Genomic DNA, 16,666 nt, shown 5'->3' on the forward strand with positions numbered 1-16,666 from the left:
GTTCGATCCATGATTGCCCCTGAATCCCCTACGCCGCCGCGATCTCACACCCCACTCCGCGCGATCTTGACTCCCGGCGCGATCCTGCGCCTGCTTCTTGGCTGGGGAGCATTCGGCACCCTCCTGGTGTTGCAGAACACCCCTCCGTCCGCGCTCCCCGGGGCCGCGCTCGCCGGGCTCCTTACCGCCATCGTCGGCGTGATCCTTGTCTGCGCATTTGGCGTGGTGATTGAGGCGGAGCATCTTGCGCACCGTCTCGGAGACCCCTACGGCACTCTCGTGTTGACCCTCTCGATCGTCTCGATTGAGGTGATCCTGATCTCGGCTGTGATGCTGTCACCCGGCGAGCATCCCACTATCGCTCGTGACTCCGTGATGGCCGTGTCGATGATCATCCTCAACCTCGTCATCGGGGTCGCGCTGATTGTTGGCGGACTCCGGCGCGCGCGGGATCAGGGCGACGGCAAGCGTGGCCTGCGCCACAATCGCAGGGGGACCTTGATCTACCTCGCAATACTGCTCGGACTCACGGCCCTCGCGTTTGCGCTGCCGGGGCTCATTGGCGCGGATGGAGCATACACGCCGGCTCAGGCGATCCCGATCGCGGCGCTCACGGTGGCGTGTTACGCATTCTTCCTGGTGCGGCAGATGGGGGCGCAGAAGGCCGACTTTCAGGAGGTGTCGGCGGGATCCGACGCCCCCGCCGGGTCAGGATCCGGGACCTCCGTTCTCGCGATGCTCGGCATGCACCGAAACGAGCTCATCGCCCGCACACTGCTGTTGATCGCGACGGTGATCCCGATCGTGCTGCTGTCCCACGACATGGCCGAGCTGCTCGATACCGGGCTAGACCGCTTAGGTGCCCCCATCGCGCTTTCGGGGCTGCTGATCGCCATGATCGTGTTCCTCCCGGAGACCATCACCACCATTCGCGCGGCGGCGGCGGGTGAGGCGCAGCGGGTGAACAACCTCTGCCACGGCGCGCTCGTGTCGACGGTGGGGCTGACGATCCCGGCGGTGCTCACGATCGGGATCCTTACGGGGCAGACCGTGACGCTCGCGGAGTCTCCAAGCAACCTTGTGCTGCTGGGGGCGACGCTGCTGCTGTCGATCGTGACGTTCGCGCGCAAGCGCACCACGGCCCTGCACGGTGCCGCACACCTGGCGATCTTCGTGCTCTACACCCTGACGCTCTTTGGCGTGTAACTTGCGCTGTGGCGTGTGCGCAGGTTGTTCTTATGCGCCCGGATAAGAACGAATTGCGCACACAACAGGAGCGACCGAACCCACAACAGGCTGCCAGCGGGCAGCAAAGACCCCCATGCACCCGATAGAGCCAGACTACCCTTGCTCCGTTTCCGTCCTGGGGGAGTTCGCCTGGATACCGCCACATGGGGGGCCTGAACAGTCTAGCGGATGCCGATGAGTGCTGCGGGACACCCCCTGGAAACGATCCGGAGCGCCGGCTCGTTCCGTGCGCGCTCACTCACGCCCGCAGCCTACTCGGGGTGCTGTTCGGGGGCGACCGCCGACGCGGTGTCCACTTCGGGATCCTCGATTTCACCGGCAAACTGCGCCTGGTAGAGACGATAGTAGGCGCCCTGGCGCTGCAGCAGTTCGTCGTGCGACCCCTGCTCCACGATGCGTCCGTTCTCCATCATCAGGATCGAGTCGGCATCGCGGATCGTGGACAGGCGGTGCGCGATCACAAACGAGGTTCGCTCGGCGCGCAGCGCACTCATGGCGGTCTGCACCAGCACCTCGGTGCGGGTGTCCACAGAGGAGGTTGCCTCGTCGAGGATCAGGAGTGACGGGTTCGCGATGAAGGCTCTTGCGATCGTCAGCAGCTGCCGCTCACCGGCCGATAGCGACGAGGCATTTTCCTCGATGACGGTGTCGTAGCCCTCGGGAAGCTGCCGCACGAAGCGATCCACCATGGTGGCTTCTGCCGCTGCAATCACCTCTTCGTCGGTGGCGTCAAGACGGCCGTAGCGAATGTTCTCGCGGATCGTCCCCTCGAACAGCCACGCATCCTGCAGCACCATGCCGACCTGTCCGCGCAGTTCGTCGCGCGAGAGCTGGGTGATGTCCACGCCATCGACCAGGATCCGCCCGCGTTGAGCTCATAGAACCGCATCACGAGGTTCACAAGCGTGGTCTTCCCCGCTCCGGTTGGCCCAACAATCGCGACCGTCTGGCCCGGGCTCACCTCGAGTGACAGATCCTCGATCAGTGGCTGCTCGGGATCGTAGCTGAAGTTCACGTTTTCGAACTCGACGTGGCCGTCGCTGCGCGCGGGCAGATGCTCGGTCGCGGTGTCGGGATCCTGTTCCTCGGCATCGAGCAGCTCGAAAGTGCGCTCCGCCGAGGCCACGCCCGACTGCAGCATGTTCGCCATGCCCGCCATCTGACCAATCGGCTGCGAGAACTCGCGCGAGTACTGAATAAACGCCGTGACATCGCCGAGCGACATCTGACCCGCGGTCACCTTCAACGCACCCGCGACCGCGATGAGCACGTAACTGAGGTACTGCACGAACTGCATCGAGGGCATGATCGTGCCCGACAGCGCCTGCGCCTTGTAGGTCGCCTCATAGAGTCCCTCGTTGCGGCGGTCAAACTCCTCAAGCATCTCGGCATCACGGTTGAAGATGCGCACAAGCTCGTGCCCTGTGAAGGACTCCTCAATGTGGCCGTTGAGATCGCCCGTGTTCTTCCACTGCGCAACAAAGAGCTTCTGCGCGCGCGTGCCGACAACACCGGCGATAATTCCGGACAGCGGGAGCGCGATCAGCGCGATCAGCGCGAGCTGCCACGACACGATAAACATCATGGCCGCGATCCCGATCACCGTGAGCACCGACTGCACCAGCTGCGAGAACGCCTGCTGGAGTGCCTGCTGAATGTTGTCGACGTCGTTCGTCACCCGCGACAGCACATCGCCGCGCTGCCGGCTATCGAAGTAGCTCAGCGGGAGACGGTTGATCTTCGTCTCGATGTCTTGGCGCAGCTGGTAGACGATCCGCATGACAAGCCCGTTGAGGATGTACCCTGCAGCCACATCAGGAACGAGGCAACGAGGTATAGGGCAAGCACCACCAGGATCAGGCGGCTGAGCAGACCGAAGTCGATGCCCTCGCCGGGCACGGCGTTCGATCCCTCCAGCACATCCGCGAACTGGTCTTCGCCCTTGTCGCGCAGACCTGCCACGATCTGATCAAGCGGTACGCCTGCGGGGAGCTGTTTACCGAGCACACCGTTGAAGATCACGTCCATGGCCTGGCCGAGGACCCGCGGTGCGATGACGGTCAGCACCACCGAGATCACCACGAGTCCGACGACCACCGAGAACAGTAACTTCTCGGGCGCCAGCAGGCCAATCAATCGCTTCGCAGCGGGCCAGAAATGCTTCGCCTTCTTCGCGGCCTGACCGCCGTACCAATCGTCACCGTCGGGCTGATAGTCATCGGGGAGCTCAAGTTCGATCGCCTCGGCGACCTTCGCTTCGGTCTCGGCGAGCTTGGCCGAGTTCTTCGTTTTGCGCGCCATTAGACCGCCTCCGCCTCTTCGAGCTGAGACCGAACGATCTCTTGATACACACTGTTGCTTGCGAGAAGCTCGCTGTGGGTGCCGCGTCCCACGATCTCGCCGTCTTCGAGCACGAGGATCTGATCGGCTTCGGTGATCGTCGAAACGCGCTGCGCGACGATGATCGTGGTCGCCCCCGCCGTCGCGCGAGGCAGCGCCGCGCGCAGACGCGCGTCGGTCGCCACGTCGAGAGCGGAGAACGAATCGTCAAACAGATACACCCGCGGCTTCGCCACCAGCGCGCGAGCGATCGACAGTCGCTGCCGCTGCCCACCAGAGACGTTGGTGCCACCCTGCGACACCGTCTCTTCGAGCTGCAGTTCTTTCGCCCGGACAAAGTCTTCGCCTTGCGCAATACGCAGCGCCTCCCACAGTTCTTCGTCGCTGGCCTCGCTGCGCCCAAACCGCAGGTTCGAGGCGATCGTGCCGGAGAACAGGTAGGGACGTTGCGGCACGAGCGTGATCGCCGTGGCCATCTGGGATCGGGTGAGTTCGGAGACGGGAGCACCGTCGATCGTGATCTCACCGGTGTCGGCGTCATACAGCCGCAGCAGGAGATTCAGCAGCACCGTCTTTCCCGCGCCGGTCGGCCCGATAATCGCGGTCGTTGTGCCGGGCTCGGCGACGAAGCTCGCGTCTTTCAGAACGGGCATTTCGGCGCCGGGGAAGCCAAAGGTGACATCGCGAAACTCGACACGGCCGGCGTGCGGGGTCGGGTGAGCCTCTGCGGTCGGGAACGACAGTGTTGAATCTGTATCGAACAGCTCACGAAGACGCTCAGCGCAGACGACAGCGCGCGGGATCATCATGGTCATAAAGACACCCATCATGACGGCCATCAGGATCTGCAGGAGGTACTGCAGGAAAGCGGTCAGTGATCCCACCTCAACGGCGCCCGTCTCAACGCGGTGCCCACCAAACCACAGCACGGCTGCCGTCGCGAAGTGCAGCACCATCATGATGACCGGGAACATCAGCACAAAGATGTTGCCGACCTTCACGGAGACCTCGGTAATGTCGGCGTTGGCCTTGCCGTACCGTTTGGCTTCGAAGTTCTCACGCACGAACGCGCGGACGACGCGGATGCCCATGATCTGCTCGCGCAGCACGCCGTTGATCGAGTCGACCCGCTCCTGCATCACCCGGAACAAGGGCAGCAGCAGCCACACCAGGAAGCCGACGATCACCGCGAGAAGGCCCACAGACGCCCACACCAACCACGACATGCCCGCGTCTTCCCGCAGCGCCATGATGATGCCGCCGATGGCCATAATCGGCGCCGAAATCATGAAGTTCAGGGCCATCAACACCAGCATCTGGACCTGCTGCACGTCGTTCGTGCCGCGGGTAATGAGCGTTCCAGCACCAAACTTTGTCGTTTCCAGAGTCGATAGCGAATCGACCTTGCGGAACACGGCACGACGCAGATCTCGCCCAACGCCCATCGCACTGCGGGCACCGAAGTAGACCGCCATGATGGCAGTGATGACCTGGCCGAGGGAGATGAGGAGCATCTGCCCGCCGGTGCTCCAAATGAAGCCGGTGTCACCCTTGGCGATGCCGGTGTCGATAATCTTCGCGTTCAGGCTCGGAAGCAGCAGGGCCGCGATCGTCGAAAGCAGCTGCAGGATCACCACCGCAACAACAAAGACCCAGTAGCGTTTCGCGTACTGGGCAATCAAAGAAATGAGGGCCACTAGGGTCCTTTCTGTAGTTCAAATGCTGGTGTCCAGGAGTCACATGAAACCCCCATAGAGTCCAGCAGCCGGATCACCTTAGCAGATGATCCCGCAATACGCATAAAAAAGGGCGGCCCTCCCGAAGGAGAGCCGCCCCGATTCGCGTCAGCGAAAAGACTAGACGAGCTTGACGCCCGCACCTGCCTCTTCAAGCTTTGCCTTTGCTTCTTCAGCAGCTTCCTTCTTCGCACCCTCGAGCACGTTCTTGGGAGCTTCTTCAACGAGAGCCTTCGCCTCGCCGAGGCCCAGGCCGGTGAGCTCGCGCACAACCTTGATGACCTGGATCTTCTTGTCGCCAGCCGACTCAAGGACGACGTCGAACTCGTCCTTCTCCTCGACGACCTCTGCAGCGGCAGCGGGGCCAGCAGCAGCAACTGCAACCGGAGCTGCAGCGGAGACGTCGAAGGTCTCCTCGAATGCCTTCACGAACTCGGAGAGCTCGATGAGGGTCAGGCCCTTGAACTGCTCAAGCAGCTCTTCTGTTGAAAGCTTAGCCATTGTGTATCTCCTTGATGTTTGCTCTCACGCAGTCGCGCAAAGAGCGGATCTTATTGGTGTTGAACCGGCAAAGAGCCGAATCTATGCGTCCTGCTTCTCCTGCAGCGCGCCGAAGCCGCGAGCGGCCTTAGCGGGCAGAGCATTGAACAGCTGTGCAGCGCCGATCAGCGAAGCCTTCATGGCGCCAGCGGCCTTAGCCAACAGCACCTCGCGGCTCTCAAGATCGGCAAGCTTGCCTACCTCAGCGGCGGTCAGAGGCTTGCCATCGAAGTAGCCCGCCTTCACCACCAAAAGAGGGTGTGCCTTGGCGAAGTCACGCAGCGACTTTGCGACAGCGACGGTGTCACCGTGGATGAAAGCGAGCGCCGAAGGACCGGTCAGCTCGTCATCGAATACGGTGATCCCGGCCTTGTTAGCCGCAATCTTGGTCAGCGTGTTCTTCGCCACAGCGTACGTCGCGTGCTCACGAATCGAGTTGCGAAGTTCTCGCAGCTCGGCAACCGTGAGACCGCGGTACTCAGTCAGCAGAACGGCGGACGACTCTTCAAACTGCTTCTGAAGATCGGCAACCGTAGCATCCTTCGTAGCCATGGCGCTCCCTAGCTTGTTGTTCCCGAGCAGCGGATGCTGGTCGGGGGCCGTGCCACACGGAGTTTCTTCCAAAATCAGAAAAAGCTCCGGCGCGCACGCACGGAGCTTCAAAAAGTTCGGGATCAGATCCCACACTCAAGGAAAATCGTACCTGCGCTGGTCTCCGCGTGAGCGGACGTTCCGGAATCCTTGCGGATCCTACCGGCGGTCTTGGGCCAACGAGAAGCCTAGCACATTTTTCAACCGACGGCGGATATCTCGGGTATCACTTGCGAGTGAAGCGCAGGTGCCAGGCACGCAGGATCTCAACGAGCACGATCCCCGTCGCCACGATCCCGAGCACCAGCAGCGCAAGGGGCTGCGGCAGCCAGGTCACATCGAAGAAATCGCGCGTGAGCGGGATGATCCAGACCAGTCCCAGTCCCGCATACATGGTGAGCACGATCATGATCCTGAACGGGCTCACCGGGCGAGCAAGCACGGCAAGTACCCAGAGTGCGATGCCGGCAAGAGTCAGTGTCGAGGCCGACTGCATGTCGGTGATGCCGTAGTCGCCGATCCTGCTCCCCACGACGTGCAAGGCGATGAGGCCTCCCGCGACAATGAGTCCCGAGGGAATCGCGAAGGCCAAAGATCGCTTCAAGAAGCCGGAACGGTAACGGGACGTATTCGGCATGAGCGCAAGGAAGAACGCGGGGATTCCGATCGTGAGGCCGTCGGTGATCGACAGCTGACGAGGCAGAAACGGAAAGCTCCAGGCGAGCAGACCAAACACCACTGCGATAGCGAAGGCGTACGTCGTTTTGGTGAGGAACAGCATCGAGACCCGCTCAATGTTGGCGATCACCCGGCGCCCCTCAGCCACCACTCCCGGCATACGGTCGAAGCGCCCGTCAAGCAACACAATACGTGCCACGGCTTTCGTCGCCTGGGCTGCGGTATCCATGGCGATGCCGAGATCCGCCTCCTTGATCGCTAACGCATCGTTCACGCCATCGCCGGTCATCGCGACCACGTGCCCGCGAGCCTGCAGGGCGCGCACCATCGCGAGCTTCTGCGCGGGGGTCACCCGACCAAACACCCGTTCGCTCTCGAGCACCTCGCCGAGCGCATCAATCTCTTCGGGGAGTCGCCGAGCGTCGAAGCCCGCCTCGCAGTCGAGTCCCACCTCGCGGGCTACCGCGGCAACCGTGCGCGGATCGTCTCCCGAAATCACGCGCACATCTACGCCCTGCTCGGCGAAGAAGCCGAGAGTCTGTGCGGCATCGGATCGCACCCGTTCACGAAAAGTCAGCATTGCGACGGGTTCCAGCCGCTCGGGGAGAGTCACGCCATCTTCTGAATCGAGCGGGATCACCGCCGAACTGTGAGCGAGCATGAGCGTGCGGAGCCCGGCCCCGGCAAGGCGCCCGGCCAGCGCCAGCGGATCCTCACCCCCGAGGCCCCCGGGATCCCGCGGTCCCCGCGTGAGAATCCTGCAGCACGAAGTCCGGCGCACCGAGCACCCAGGTGCCAGCGGCGACACTGGTGCCTGCAGCATCGTCAGCAGCTCCGCCAGCAGCTCCGTCAACGATCAGCGCACTCCACTTGCGCACCGAGTCGAAGGGCACAACACCGGCAACCTCGACGACGCCCGCCTCCGAGAAAGGCTCAGCCAGGCAGCGCGCCGTCACGTTTGCGTCTGGCGCCGATCCGATCGTGCCGAGCACACGCTGCCACCCGGCAACCTCATTCAGCACGTGCGATCCGTCGAACACCATTTCGCCCGTGGTGAGCGTGCCCGTCTTGTCGAGGCAGAGCGCATCGACCCGAGCGAGCCCTCCACGGCGGGCAACTCTTGGATCAACACCTTCCGTCCGGCGAGGGTGACCCCGCTCACCGCGAAGGCAATACTTGTCACGAGCACCAGCCCAAGCGGCACCATGGCAATCACCGCGGCAACCGCACCCACCACAGCTTCGCGCCACTGACCGTTGCTGATCGCCACCGCCCAGCCACCCTGGGCCTGCATCTGGCCGTTCGCGACGATCAGGATCATGGGCCCGAGCGCCCAAGTGATCCACCGCAGCAGGCGATCGATGCTGCTGCGCAGTTCGGAACGCACGAGCGAGAACTTGCGTGCTTCCGCCGTGAGCTTGACGGCGTAGGAATCGGGGCCGACGCGCACAACCTCGGCGAGCCCTGATCCTGCGACAACACTCGAACCGGATAGCACCTCATCATCCACGCGCTTGCGCACGGAATCAGACTCACCGGTGAGCAGCGACTCATCGACTTCGAGCCCTGCCGGGCCACTCACCTCGGTCCGCAGCACGCGCGAATCAGCCGTGACTTGATCCCGGTGCGCAGCACCAGCAGGTCACCGAGCACGACGCGGTCAAGCGCGATCTCTCGCTCCTCACCGGCGCGGAGCACCCGTGCGGTGGGAGCGTTGAGAACCGCGAGGCGGTCCAGGGTGCGTTTCGCACTGAACTCCTGGACCACCCCGATAACGGTGTTCATGAGGGCCGGAAGGCCGAAGAGCGCATCCTGCCAACGGCCCAGCGCAAGCAACACGCCAAAGCCCGCGAAAACGATCGCATTGAACAGGGTAAATACGTTTGCGAGCAGAATCTCCCACAGGGATCGGCTTGACCCGTTCGGGAGAACGTTGCCCAGCCCCGCAAGGTGCCGCCGCTCAGCTTCGGCTTCGAGAAGCCCTGAGAGTTCTGCCGAGGTGCGTTCGCTCTCTTCCGCGCGCGATCCCTCGACCTCTAAATTCATACGAAGAAGCCTAAACCGAGCCTTCCGCGCCAGAAAATGCTAACTCACAGGTTTCAGCATGTAGCCGGCACCGCGCACAGTGTGCAGCATCGGCTCAAAACCGCTGTCAATTTTCTTACGGAGGTACGACACGTACAGCTCGACCACGGTCGACTTGCCTTTGAAGTCGTACGCCCACACCCGGTCAAGGATCTGCGCCTTCGAGAGTACGCGGCCCGGATTACGCATGAGGTACCGCAGCAACTCAAACTCAGTGTTGGTGACCGTGATGGGCTGACCCAAACGCTCAACCTCGTAGCTGTCCTCATTGAGCGTGAGATCTCCAACCCGCAGCACGGGGTCGGGTTGCTGCGCATGCGCTACCTGCGAGCGACGCACAAGGCCACGCAGGCGGGCGATCAGTTCTTCGAGAGCAAAGGGCTTCGCTACGTAATCGTCGCCGCCCGAGGTCAGCCCATTGACGCGATCCTCGACCGAATCGAGTGCTGTGAGGAAGAGCACCGGGAACATCCAGCCTTCGCTACGCACCCGCGAGAGCAACTTCATTCCGTCAAGGTCGGGCAGCATGATGTCAAACACAGCAACGTCGGGGGCCTGAGCCTTAATCTTCTCCAACGCTTCTTCGCCAGATTCGGCCGTCTCGACCTCCCAACCCTCATAACGCAGCGTCATCGCAATTAGCTGCGTAATTGACTGCTCATCGTCGACGACCAAGGCACGGATCTTCTCCCATTAACTCGCTGTGGAGTCTGTGCAACCATTTCCTATTTCCGATCCTTAAATATAATGGGGTCGTTGAGCGGGCGTTGAAATGATCAACGCTCGAAGAGCACTCGACCCACCGAGTTCTTCTAGGTGTCCCCCACCGCGATAGCCCCTACATCGCGGATTCCGTTCTTAGAAAGTGTACTCGTTTTGCCCGCAAGGAACATCATTTCCTGACAGTTAGCTGCGAAGCTCTCCGCCCGTTGACTAAAATCCCTAAAAGTCCAAGCTGGGCATGCTAGATCAAGTCACACAATGCACACAGGGGCATATCATTCACCCTTTCGGGCACCCGCACGAATCATTCAACAGTTAAATGTCACACTGATCGGAGTTCGCGTCCTCAGCAGCGCGGCTGGGAGCCGAATCCACTGCTCGTGACAGAATGAACAGGTGCTCGATCAAGCTCCAGCCTACCTTCAACGGGTCGTCACCGACGGCACGGACCGCTCTGCCTGGATGCGCGCCCGCGCTCGCGGGATCACCGCAACCGACGTTGCGAAGCTCTCCACCCCAGATCTATCGAGACAACCGCGCATGAAAAACTCCACGGGAGCCGGTTCAGCGGCAACGCTTACACAGATCACGGCAGAGCACGCGAGCCGGAAATTGCGGCCTGGGTGCTACAAGAGCACGGGATCGCTCCCAGCCAGGCCCTCTTTCATGCGGAGGGAGACCTGCGCCACCTCGCCACACCGGACGGAGTAGTGCTGCGCGAGCACGGCCACATTGAGCTCGCCGAGATCAAAACCACCAACAAGGTCTGGCGCTCGATCCCGCGACCCTACCTGCGGCAGGTGTGGTGGCAGCAGTACGTTCTCGGCGCAGAACGAACGCTGATGGTGTGGGAACGGCACGAGAACTTTGTGCCGGTTGGGGAGCCCGAGTTTAGGTGGATCGACCGCGACGAATCAGAGATCGAGCGCCTGGTGAACCTCGCAGGTCAGCTCATCGACGTTCTCATCAAGCGGACGAGCTAGTACGCATCCGCCGGAGTGTCTGCTTCCGCTCGCCGATACAGCGCGTGCGTCGAATGCTCATAGTTTCGCTCGCTGAGCTCCTGCAGCGCGTCAATCACAGCTTCAACCCCCGGCACATCCTTCAGGGTTATCCGCTCGCTTCCAACGAGCAGGTCAATGTCGCCAGATCCGCGCACACGCTGGGCAACGTTTCGGCGCGAGCGCACCTCGCGCACCCGCGCGAACGCCACCTCAGCGCGGTGCCTCACGAAGAAGCCGCGCCGCACGATCACTCGCCTGCTGGTGACCGTTGTGCGCTGAGCAAGCCAGGCAAGGATTGGAAACACTCCGAGGAGCAGACCGAGCGCGGCGGCTCCCACGGCAGCTAGAGCGTTCATCCACGGCTCGGGAAACGCACCGACCCAGTATCCAGCGGCAGCGGCAGCGGCAAGCAGCACGAGCACAGGAAAGACCAGACGCGATCCCTGTCGCCGAAAACGCAGCACCAAAACTTCGGGTCGCGTGAAACTCGCAGGTGCCGGCCCAAGGGAGGAATCGACATCCGCTGTCATCGCACGGAGATCACGGGAGACCATACCCCTATTCTGCACTAAACCGGCGCTTGCACGGCGTTCTGCTCCGGCTTGGGCGTGAGCGAAGGCTCCATGCTGAGCGCCGCGGAGACCAGGATCGGCAAGTGATCCGAAGTGCCGCGATCCAGCGTGCGCACACTCTTAATATCAAGGCCAGAGGAGGTCGCGAAATCGAAGTGGCCCCGAAACATCTTGTATCGCGTGTAGGTGCGTTTATCACTCAGGCTGAGTTCGTAACCGTGATCGCGCATCTCAATATCAAGGCGACCCTTGAAGACGGGATAGTTGTAATCGCCCACCATGAGCGCCGGAAGGCCAGGGCCGAGTAGGCGCAGCTCGCCAAGGGCCGCGTGGATCTGGTGGCGACGCAGTGAGTTCAACGCGGTGAGTGGCGCGGCGTGAAACGAGGCCGCGATAAAGTCGCGTCCCGTCGTGGTGTCATGGAGACGCGCGCCGAGCAGACGCTCGTGCGCCGGCTGCAGCAACCGGTCGTGCAGCGATTTCTTCAGCTGAAAAGTGTGCGCCCCCCGCGAGTGGAACCGGTCCCCACGCACATACATTGCGAGCCCGAGCCTGTTGCGCTCGGTCGCGTGCACGAGGCTCAGGTGCCCGAGTCTTGCGGGCAGCGCTACCGCTTCCGCCTCCTGGAGACACAGGATGTCGACGCCGTGCTGCTCAGCAATCGCACCAATCTCACTCACCGCGCGATTCTTCCGCAGGTTGTAGCTGACGATCTTCACGTCTCCCCTTTCAACAGGTGGATCGACTTCCTCGCCGACGACCATCCCAGACTACGCCCGTAAGCCTGAGCGCTTGCCGCTGAGGTGCAAGACTCTATATGGCGCCGTTACAGAACCGACCCAATTAAGTAAAGTTGCACACTATCCAACAGAATCAATCGCTTTACTTCATCCGGGCACGGCTACACACTTACAATTGCCCCGCACGCACTGAAGCTCTTGCGTGTCATTTTGAAAGGTGTCCGTTGCCCAGATACGTTTACAAGGTCTCAAGTCATGGACCCTTGCACCCGCTCAGCAATGGCCTCGCGGCGACGCTCACCCGCGTTGAGGTGCTCTGCTATCTCCGCGAGCACGCCGTATCTTCGACCGCTCACCGCAATTGAAACCTGACATGTCTCGCCAAGCAGCACGTGCAACCACGCTGCAGCTCGCAGTTTGCATGAAAGAAAGATGATGATGTCCCAACAGGCATACCTATTTATCGCACTCGGCATCTATTTCGCCGCGATGATCGCGATCGGCGTCTACGCCGCACGCAAGACAAGCGACCACGAGGACTACATGCTCGGCGGGCGTAATCTCCCACCGTGGGTGGCCGCTCTCAGCGCGGGTGCATCAGATATGTCGGGATGGCTCATCATGGGTCTTCCCGGAGCCGTCTACGCGGCCGGACTGATCGAGGGCTGGATCGCAATCGGTTTGACCATCGGCTCCTACCTGAACTGGCGGCTGGTCGCGCCGAGGTTACGCGCCTATACCCAGATCTCGAACAACTCGATCACCGTTCCCAGCTTCTTCGAGAACCGGCTCCGCGACAAGACCCGTATTTTGCGAGTGGCTTCGAGTCTCATCATCCTCATCTTCTTCACCCTATACATCTCGTCGGGCATGGTGGCCGGAGGCAAGTTTTTCGAAAGCGCTTTTGGGTCGAGCTACCTGCTCGGCATGGCGCTCGTCACTCTCGTGACACTCGGCTACACCATGTTCGGAGGCTTCCTGGGCGCCTCACTCACCGATGTGGTGCAGGGTCTGATGCTCGTCATCGCCGTGGTACTCGTGCCAGTTGCAGCTGTGATCTCTGTGGGCGGGATCGGGGAAGCCACCGCGATGATCTCGTCTCTGCGACCGGAACACTTCAACCTATTTGGGGGCACCGGCGTCACAAGCGTCACCATCCTCGGAATCGCCTCGGGCCTGGCGTGGGGACTGGGATATTTCGGCCAACCCCACATCATCGTCCGATTCATGGCACTCCGATCCTCTGCTGACGCGGCACCGGCCCGACGAATCGGGATCGCCTGGCAGGTGGTCTCTCTCGCGGGGGCCGTGTTTGCCGGCCTCGTGGGTGTGGCGTACGTCGCGAAGAACAACATCAACCTCGCGGATCCAGAAACAGTGCTGCTCATGATGTCGCAGACGCTCCTGCATCCCCTCGTTGCTGGCTTGGTGCTCGCTGCCGTGCTGGCCGCGATCATGAGTACCTTTTCGAGCCAGCTCATCGTGTGTTCCTCGGCGCTTGTGGAGGATCTATACAAGGTGGTGCGTAAGACTCCACCATCTGAACGGGTCCTTGTGATACTCGGACGCCTGTGCGTGCTCGGCGTCGCGGTGGTCGCCGCGATCCTCGCACTCGCGCCGAACGACACCGTGCTCGGTCTGGTGAGTTTCGCGTGGGCCGGCTTCGGCGCCGCGTTCGGACCGATCGTGCTCCTCAGTCTCTACTGGCGCAAGCTCACGAACTGGGGTGCCTTTGCCGCCATGGTGTCTGGCACCGCGACGGTGTTCATCTGGAAGGCGCTCAACACTGGTCTCTACGAACTACTGCCCGCGTTTGTCGTCGCGGTGCTCACCGCGGTGATCGTAAGCCGTGCGACCTACCGACACGATGCGTCGATCCAGCAGGAGTTCACAGACACGGGGACCATGATCACCGTGGACCGGGGCTGAAAACAGCCCCGCTCCCTTGCGAGATGCAGCTACACGAAGGGTTCGGGGCTTCCGTTGACGAGAAACCATTATCTCGACGAGAAACCCCTTCCCGGGCGTCGGCAGAATGGCCCGTCGTCGAGATAATGGCTTCTCATGCGAAACCGCTATTCGATAGTGCGCAGACCCACTTCGAGGGTGCCAATGAGCAGACGAGAGGTAGCCTGAACGATCTGGCCCGAATCGATCTGGCTGGTGAGGCCATCATCATCAATCACAGCAACACCGTTTGTGGAGCCGAGATCCTCGATCGTCCAGCTCTCACCGTCACGGCGCAGACGCGCGTGAGTTTTCGACATGGTGCGCGTCGGATCCGCAATCTGCAGCACGGTCGCGCCGTCCATTGCGGAGGGCTTTCGGCCGACAATCACGTCGTCTCCGAATAGCTCCAGCACGTCGCCATCGGGGAGTTCAAGCCCCCACCTGGTCTTGCGCACCACGACAACGGTGCGGTCGAATTCCTCTTCATCGGCGCGATGCGCAGGCCCAGGGGCATGGGCAGCGGGCACGGGCATCTCCGGCTGAGCGGGGGCCGATCCCGTGTCAAAGATTGAAGGGACGGGAGCCTGATCGGGCACAGTGAAGGGATCACTCAGCGAGGAATCCACGGCCGGTAGACTCGGCACCGGCGGAGCCACTGGCGGAGCTACCGGTGCAGCCGCTGGCGGAGCTACCGGAGTAGCCACTGGCGGGGCAGCCTGCGGAGCCACTGGTGTCGCCACTGGCGGGGCGACTGGCGGAGCCACTGGTGGAGCCGCTTGTGGAGCAACAGGTGGCTCCGGCAAGACGATCGGCTCCGAATTGGGGGCCGGTTCTGGCCAGGAGAAAGGCTGTAGGGGCTGGGCGGCCCCCAGGGGTCCATTGCCCGCGCGCTGCGCTTCTTCTGCGGCAAGGCGTTCGAACGCACCCTCCGTCGTATTTCCGAATCCCCAGTTGTCCGAGGGCGCCTGCTCAGAGCTATTCAGGGGGCTTTGAGGAACCGGCGCACCTACCGGAGGAGCGGGTTCAGTCCAGATCGATTCAGGAGCAACAAGCGGAGCATCCTCCTGCTGAGGCTCCAGCGGAAGCTCAGCCTGCGGTGCCACCGGCGCAGTTGGCTGAGCAGGTGGCACAGGCGCTGCGGGAGGTACAAATGGCGGCGGCGTCGCGAAGCCCTGAGCAGGAGCGCTCGCCTGTGGTGCGGGCGGCAAAAGCGGCTGCGGCCGACCCAGCGACTCGGGTGACACAGGGGGAAGGCCCTGCCACTGTCCGTTCGACTGCGGCGGATTCGGCTGCAGGCCAGTCGGCTGTTGTGTCGGCTGAGGCTCACGAGGAGCAAAACCCGGAATTCCCGACGCAACCGGAGCAACCCCGCTCTGCCCGATGTGATTCGCAAGCAGCATCGCCCACAGCGGCGCCACAAGGACACCGAGCACGGTAAACCCTGCACCCTTGCCATGTTCGGCGTTAATGCGATTCATCGCGATGATCAGCACGATGAACGCGACGATCCCGAGCCCCGGAACCAAACCCAGCAACGCTATCCAGCCGGGCAAACCGCCCCGCTGAATCAGCTGCCACAGGTTCCAGACCGGCACCCATCCGGCCCCAGCGGGTAGGCCAAGCTTCGGGAAGAGTCGCGAGAGCGACCACAGGTACCAAATAAAGTAGCCAAGGAGAACGACCGACCAAATTGCGGCGATCGCAAGGGCTGTGGCCCCAAAGTTGTCGGTCATTATTCTTTCCTACTCTGGTGTGTCGGCATTCTTGCCAGTATTAACTCTGCCATGAAATTCTCAGCTAGAGTAATGCTGGGTGCCTCGAACTAACTATTGAATGCTGTGTTGATGACCACGATGAGTCCCCCAATCGACAACAGCACTGCCCCGCGTACCCAATCAGGGTCAAAACCCGCTTTCGTTTGAATCGCCGGGCAAGCGAAGGCAAGCCGGATCGTTCGGCGAGAGGTGGGTGCTGACCGAGGTCTTCGAAAGGGAAACCCACTCCCTCCGCTGCGATCGAAAGCGAAGGGGCGCTCACTGAGCGGGCGCCATACACCGCGCGCGCCGGTGCGGCACTCGTGAGTTCATCGGTGTCAATAATCTCGCCGGGACCCGCACCTGTAGGAGATTGCCGGTCCTCGCTCAGTGCTCGTCGCGGCCGCGAAACGACCACGGTCGCATCAGGGTCAACAGCCGCAGTTTGCGGACGGACAACGACCACGGTCGCGTCAGGGTCCGTAGGTTCTGGTGCAGCTCGCGGCCGATCCACCACCACGGTCGCATCAGGATCGACAGGCTCGGGTGCAGCTCGCCGCCTGTCCACCACCACGGTCGCATCAGGATCCACTGGTTCAGGCGCGACTCGCGGCCGATCTACCATGACGGTCTCATCTGGAGCTGTCACGCTGGGCCTGGGTCGCAGCTTCGGCACAACGACAGTCTCGTCAGGATCTTCGCGCT

14 protein-coding genes, 1 other RNA gene and 2 pseudogenes are annotated in these 16,666 nt (G+C 62.1%); 3 read left to right on the forward strand and 14 right to left on the reverse strand.

The window, feature by feature from the left end; translation table 11 throughout:
• Window positions 1-9 precede the first annotated feature (9 nt).
• On the forward strand, window positions 10-1,206 hold the full coding sequence (locus tag G7067_RS00775; protein WP_166321327.1) for a calcium:cation antiporter: 1,197 nt from the start codon (window positions 10-12) through the stop codon (window positions 1,204-1,206).
• Window positions 1,207-1,307: 101 nt separating this feature from the next.
• Here G7067_RS00775 and ffs read toward each other — a convergent pair.
• From ffs to G7067_RS00810, 10 genes and pseudogenes are all read right to left on the reverse strand, one after another.
• Window positions 1,308-1,405: signal recognition particle sRNA small type (ffs, locus tag G7067_RS00780), an RNA gene on the reverse strand.
• A 94-nt stretch (window positions 1,406-1,499) separates the two neighbouring features.
• A pseudogene (locus G7067_RS00785) lies at window positions 1,500-3,549 on the reverse strand (ABC transporter ATP-binding protein).
• Window positions 3,549-5,285 carry an ABC transporter ATP-binding protein gene (locus G7067_RS00790; RefSeq protein ID WP_166321328.1) on the reverse strand — a complete coding sequence of 579 codons (1,737 nt, stop codon included), beginning with the start codon at window positions 5,283-5,285 and terminating at the stop codon, window positions 3,549-3,551. The pseudogene G7067_RS00785 and the gene G7067_RS00790 overlap by 1 nt, the downstream one beginning before the upstream one ends.
• Window positions 5,286-5,444: 159 nt before the next feature.
• Entirely contained in the window at window positions 5,445-5,825 is a 381-nt protein-coding gene (gene rplL / locus G7067_RS00795; protein ID WP_166321329.1) for a 50S ribosomal protein L7/L12, read from the reverse strand.
• An 81-nt stretch (window positions 5,826-5,906) separates the two neighbouring features.
• A complete protein-coding gene (gene rplJ, locus G7067_RS00800; protein WP_166321330.1) occupies window positions 5,907-6,416 on the reverse strand; it encodes a 50S ribosomal protein L10 in 510 nt (169 codons plus the stop codon).
• 265 nt (window positions 6,417-6,681) lie between these two features.
• The gene (locus G7067_RS13890; RefSeq protein WP_244301157.1) at window positions 6,682-7,956 is read right to left on the reverse strand and encodes an HAD-IC family P-type ATPase; all 1,275 of its coding nucleotides are present in this window, start codon (window positions 7,954-7,956) and stop codon (window positions 6,682-6,684) included.
• Window positions 7,847-8,155: a hypothetical protein gene (locus tag G7067_RS13895; protein ID WP_244301158.1), complete on the reverse strand. Its 309-nt coding sequence runs from the start codon at window positions 8,153-8,155 to the stop codon at window positions 7,847-7,849. The genes G7067_RS13890 and G7067_RS13895 overlap by 110 nt, the downstream gene beginning before the upstream one ends.
• Window positions 8,149-8,730, reverse strand: coding sequence for a P-type ATPase actuator domain-containing protein (locus G7067_RS13900; RefSeq protein ID WP_244301159.1), 582 nt, complete (start codon window positions 8,728-8,730; stop codon window positions 8,149-8,151). Before G7067_RS13900 ends, G7067_RS13895 begins: the two co-directional genes overlap by 7 nt.
• Entirely contained in the window at window positions 8,712-9,179 is a 468-nt protein-coding gene (locus G7067_RS13905; protein WP_244301160.1) for a hypothetical protein, read from the reverse strand. Before G7067_RS13905 ends, G7067_RS13900 begins: the two co-directional genes overlap by 19 nt.
• 39 nt (window positions 9,180-9,218) lie before the next feature.
• Entirely contained in the window at window positions 9,219-9,902 is a 684-nt protein-coding gene (locus G7067_RS00810; RefSeq protein WP_166325543.1) for a response regulator transcription factor, read from the reverse strand.
• A 501-nt stretch (window positions 9,903-10,403) separates the two neighbouring features.
• Between G7067_RS00810 and G7067_RS00815 the strand changes: the two are divergent.
• A pseudogene (locus tag G7067_RS00815) lies at window positions 10,404-10,924 on the forward strand (YqaJ viral recombinase family protein).
• On the opposite strand, the gene G7067_RS00820 reads toward G7067_RS00815, so the two are convergent.
• Both G7067_RS00820 and G7067_RS00825 read right to left on the reverse strand, forming a co-directional pair.
• Window positions 10,921-11,499 (reverse strand): PH domain-containing protein, encoded by a 579-nt coding sequence (locus G7067_RS00820; RefSeq protein ID WP_244301161.1) that lies wholly within the window; start codon window positions 11,497-11,499, stop codon window positions 10,921-10,923. The pseudogene G7067_RS00815 and the gene G7067_RS00820 sit on opposite strands and share 4 nt — an antisense overlap.
• A gap of 14 nt (window positions 11,500-11,513) precedes the next feature.
• On the reverse strand, window positions 11,514-12,236 hold the full coding sequence (locus tag G7067_RS00825; protein WP_205881162.1) for an endonuclease/exonuclease/phosphatase family protein: 723 nt from the start codon (window positions 12,234-12,236) through the stop codon (window positions 11,514-11,516).
• A gap of 459 nt (window positions 12,237-12,695) precedes the next feature.
• Between G7067_RS00825 and putP the strand changes: the two genes are divergently transcribed.
• Entirely contained in the window at window positions 12,696-14,186 is a 1,491-nt protein-coding gene (gene putP, locus G7067_RS00830) for a sodium/proline symporter PutP (protein WP_166321332.1), read from the forward strand.
• Between the two features lie 146 nt (window positions 14,187-14,332).
• Here the strand turns inward: putP and G7067_RS00835 are convergent, their stop codons facing one another.
• Complete coding sequence (locus G7067_RS00835) at window positions 14,333-15,940, reverse strand: DUF5684 domain-containing protein (protein ID WP_166321333.1); 1,608 nt, start codon at window positions 15,938-15,940, stop codon at window positions 14,333-14,335.
• Window positions 15,941-16,348: 408 nt separating this feature from the next.
• Complete coding sequence (locus tag G7067_RS00840; protein ID WP_166321334.1) at window positions 16,349-16,543, reverse strand: hypothetical protein; 195 nt, start codon at window positions 16,541-16,543, stop codon at window positions 16,349-16,351.
• Window positions 16,544-16,666: the final 123 nt, after the last annotated feature.

It is taken from the genome of Leucobacter insecticola (assembly GCF_011382965.1).
Lineage (GTDB): Bacteria > Actinomycetota > Actinomycetes > Actinomycetales > Microbacteriaceae > Leucobacter > Leucobacter insecticola.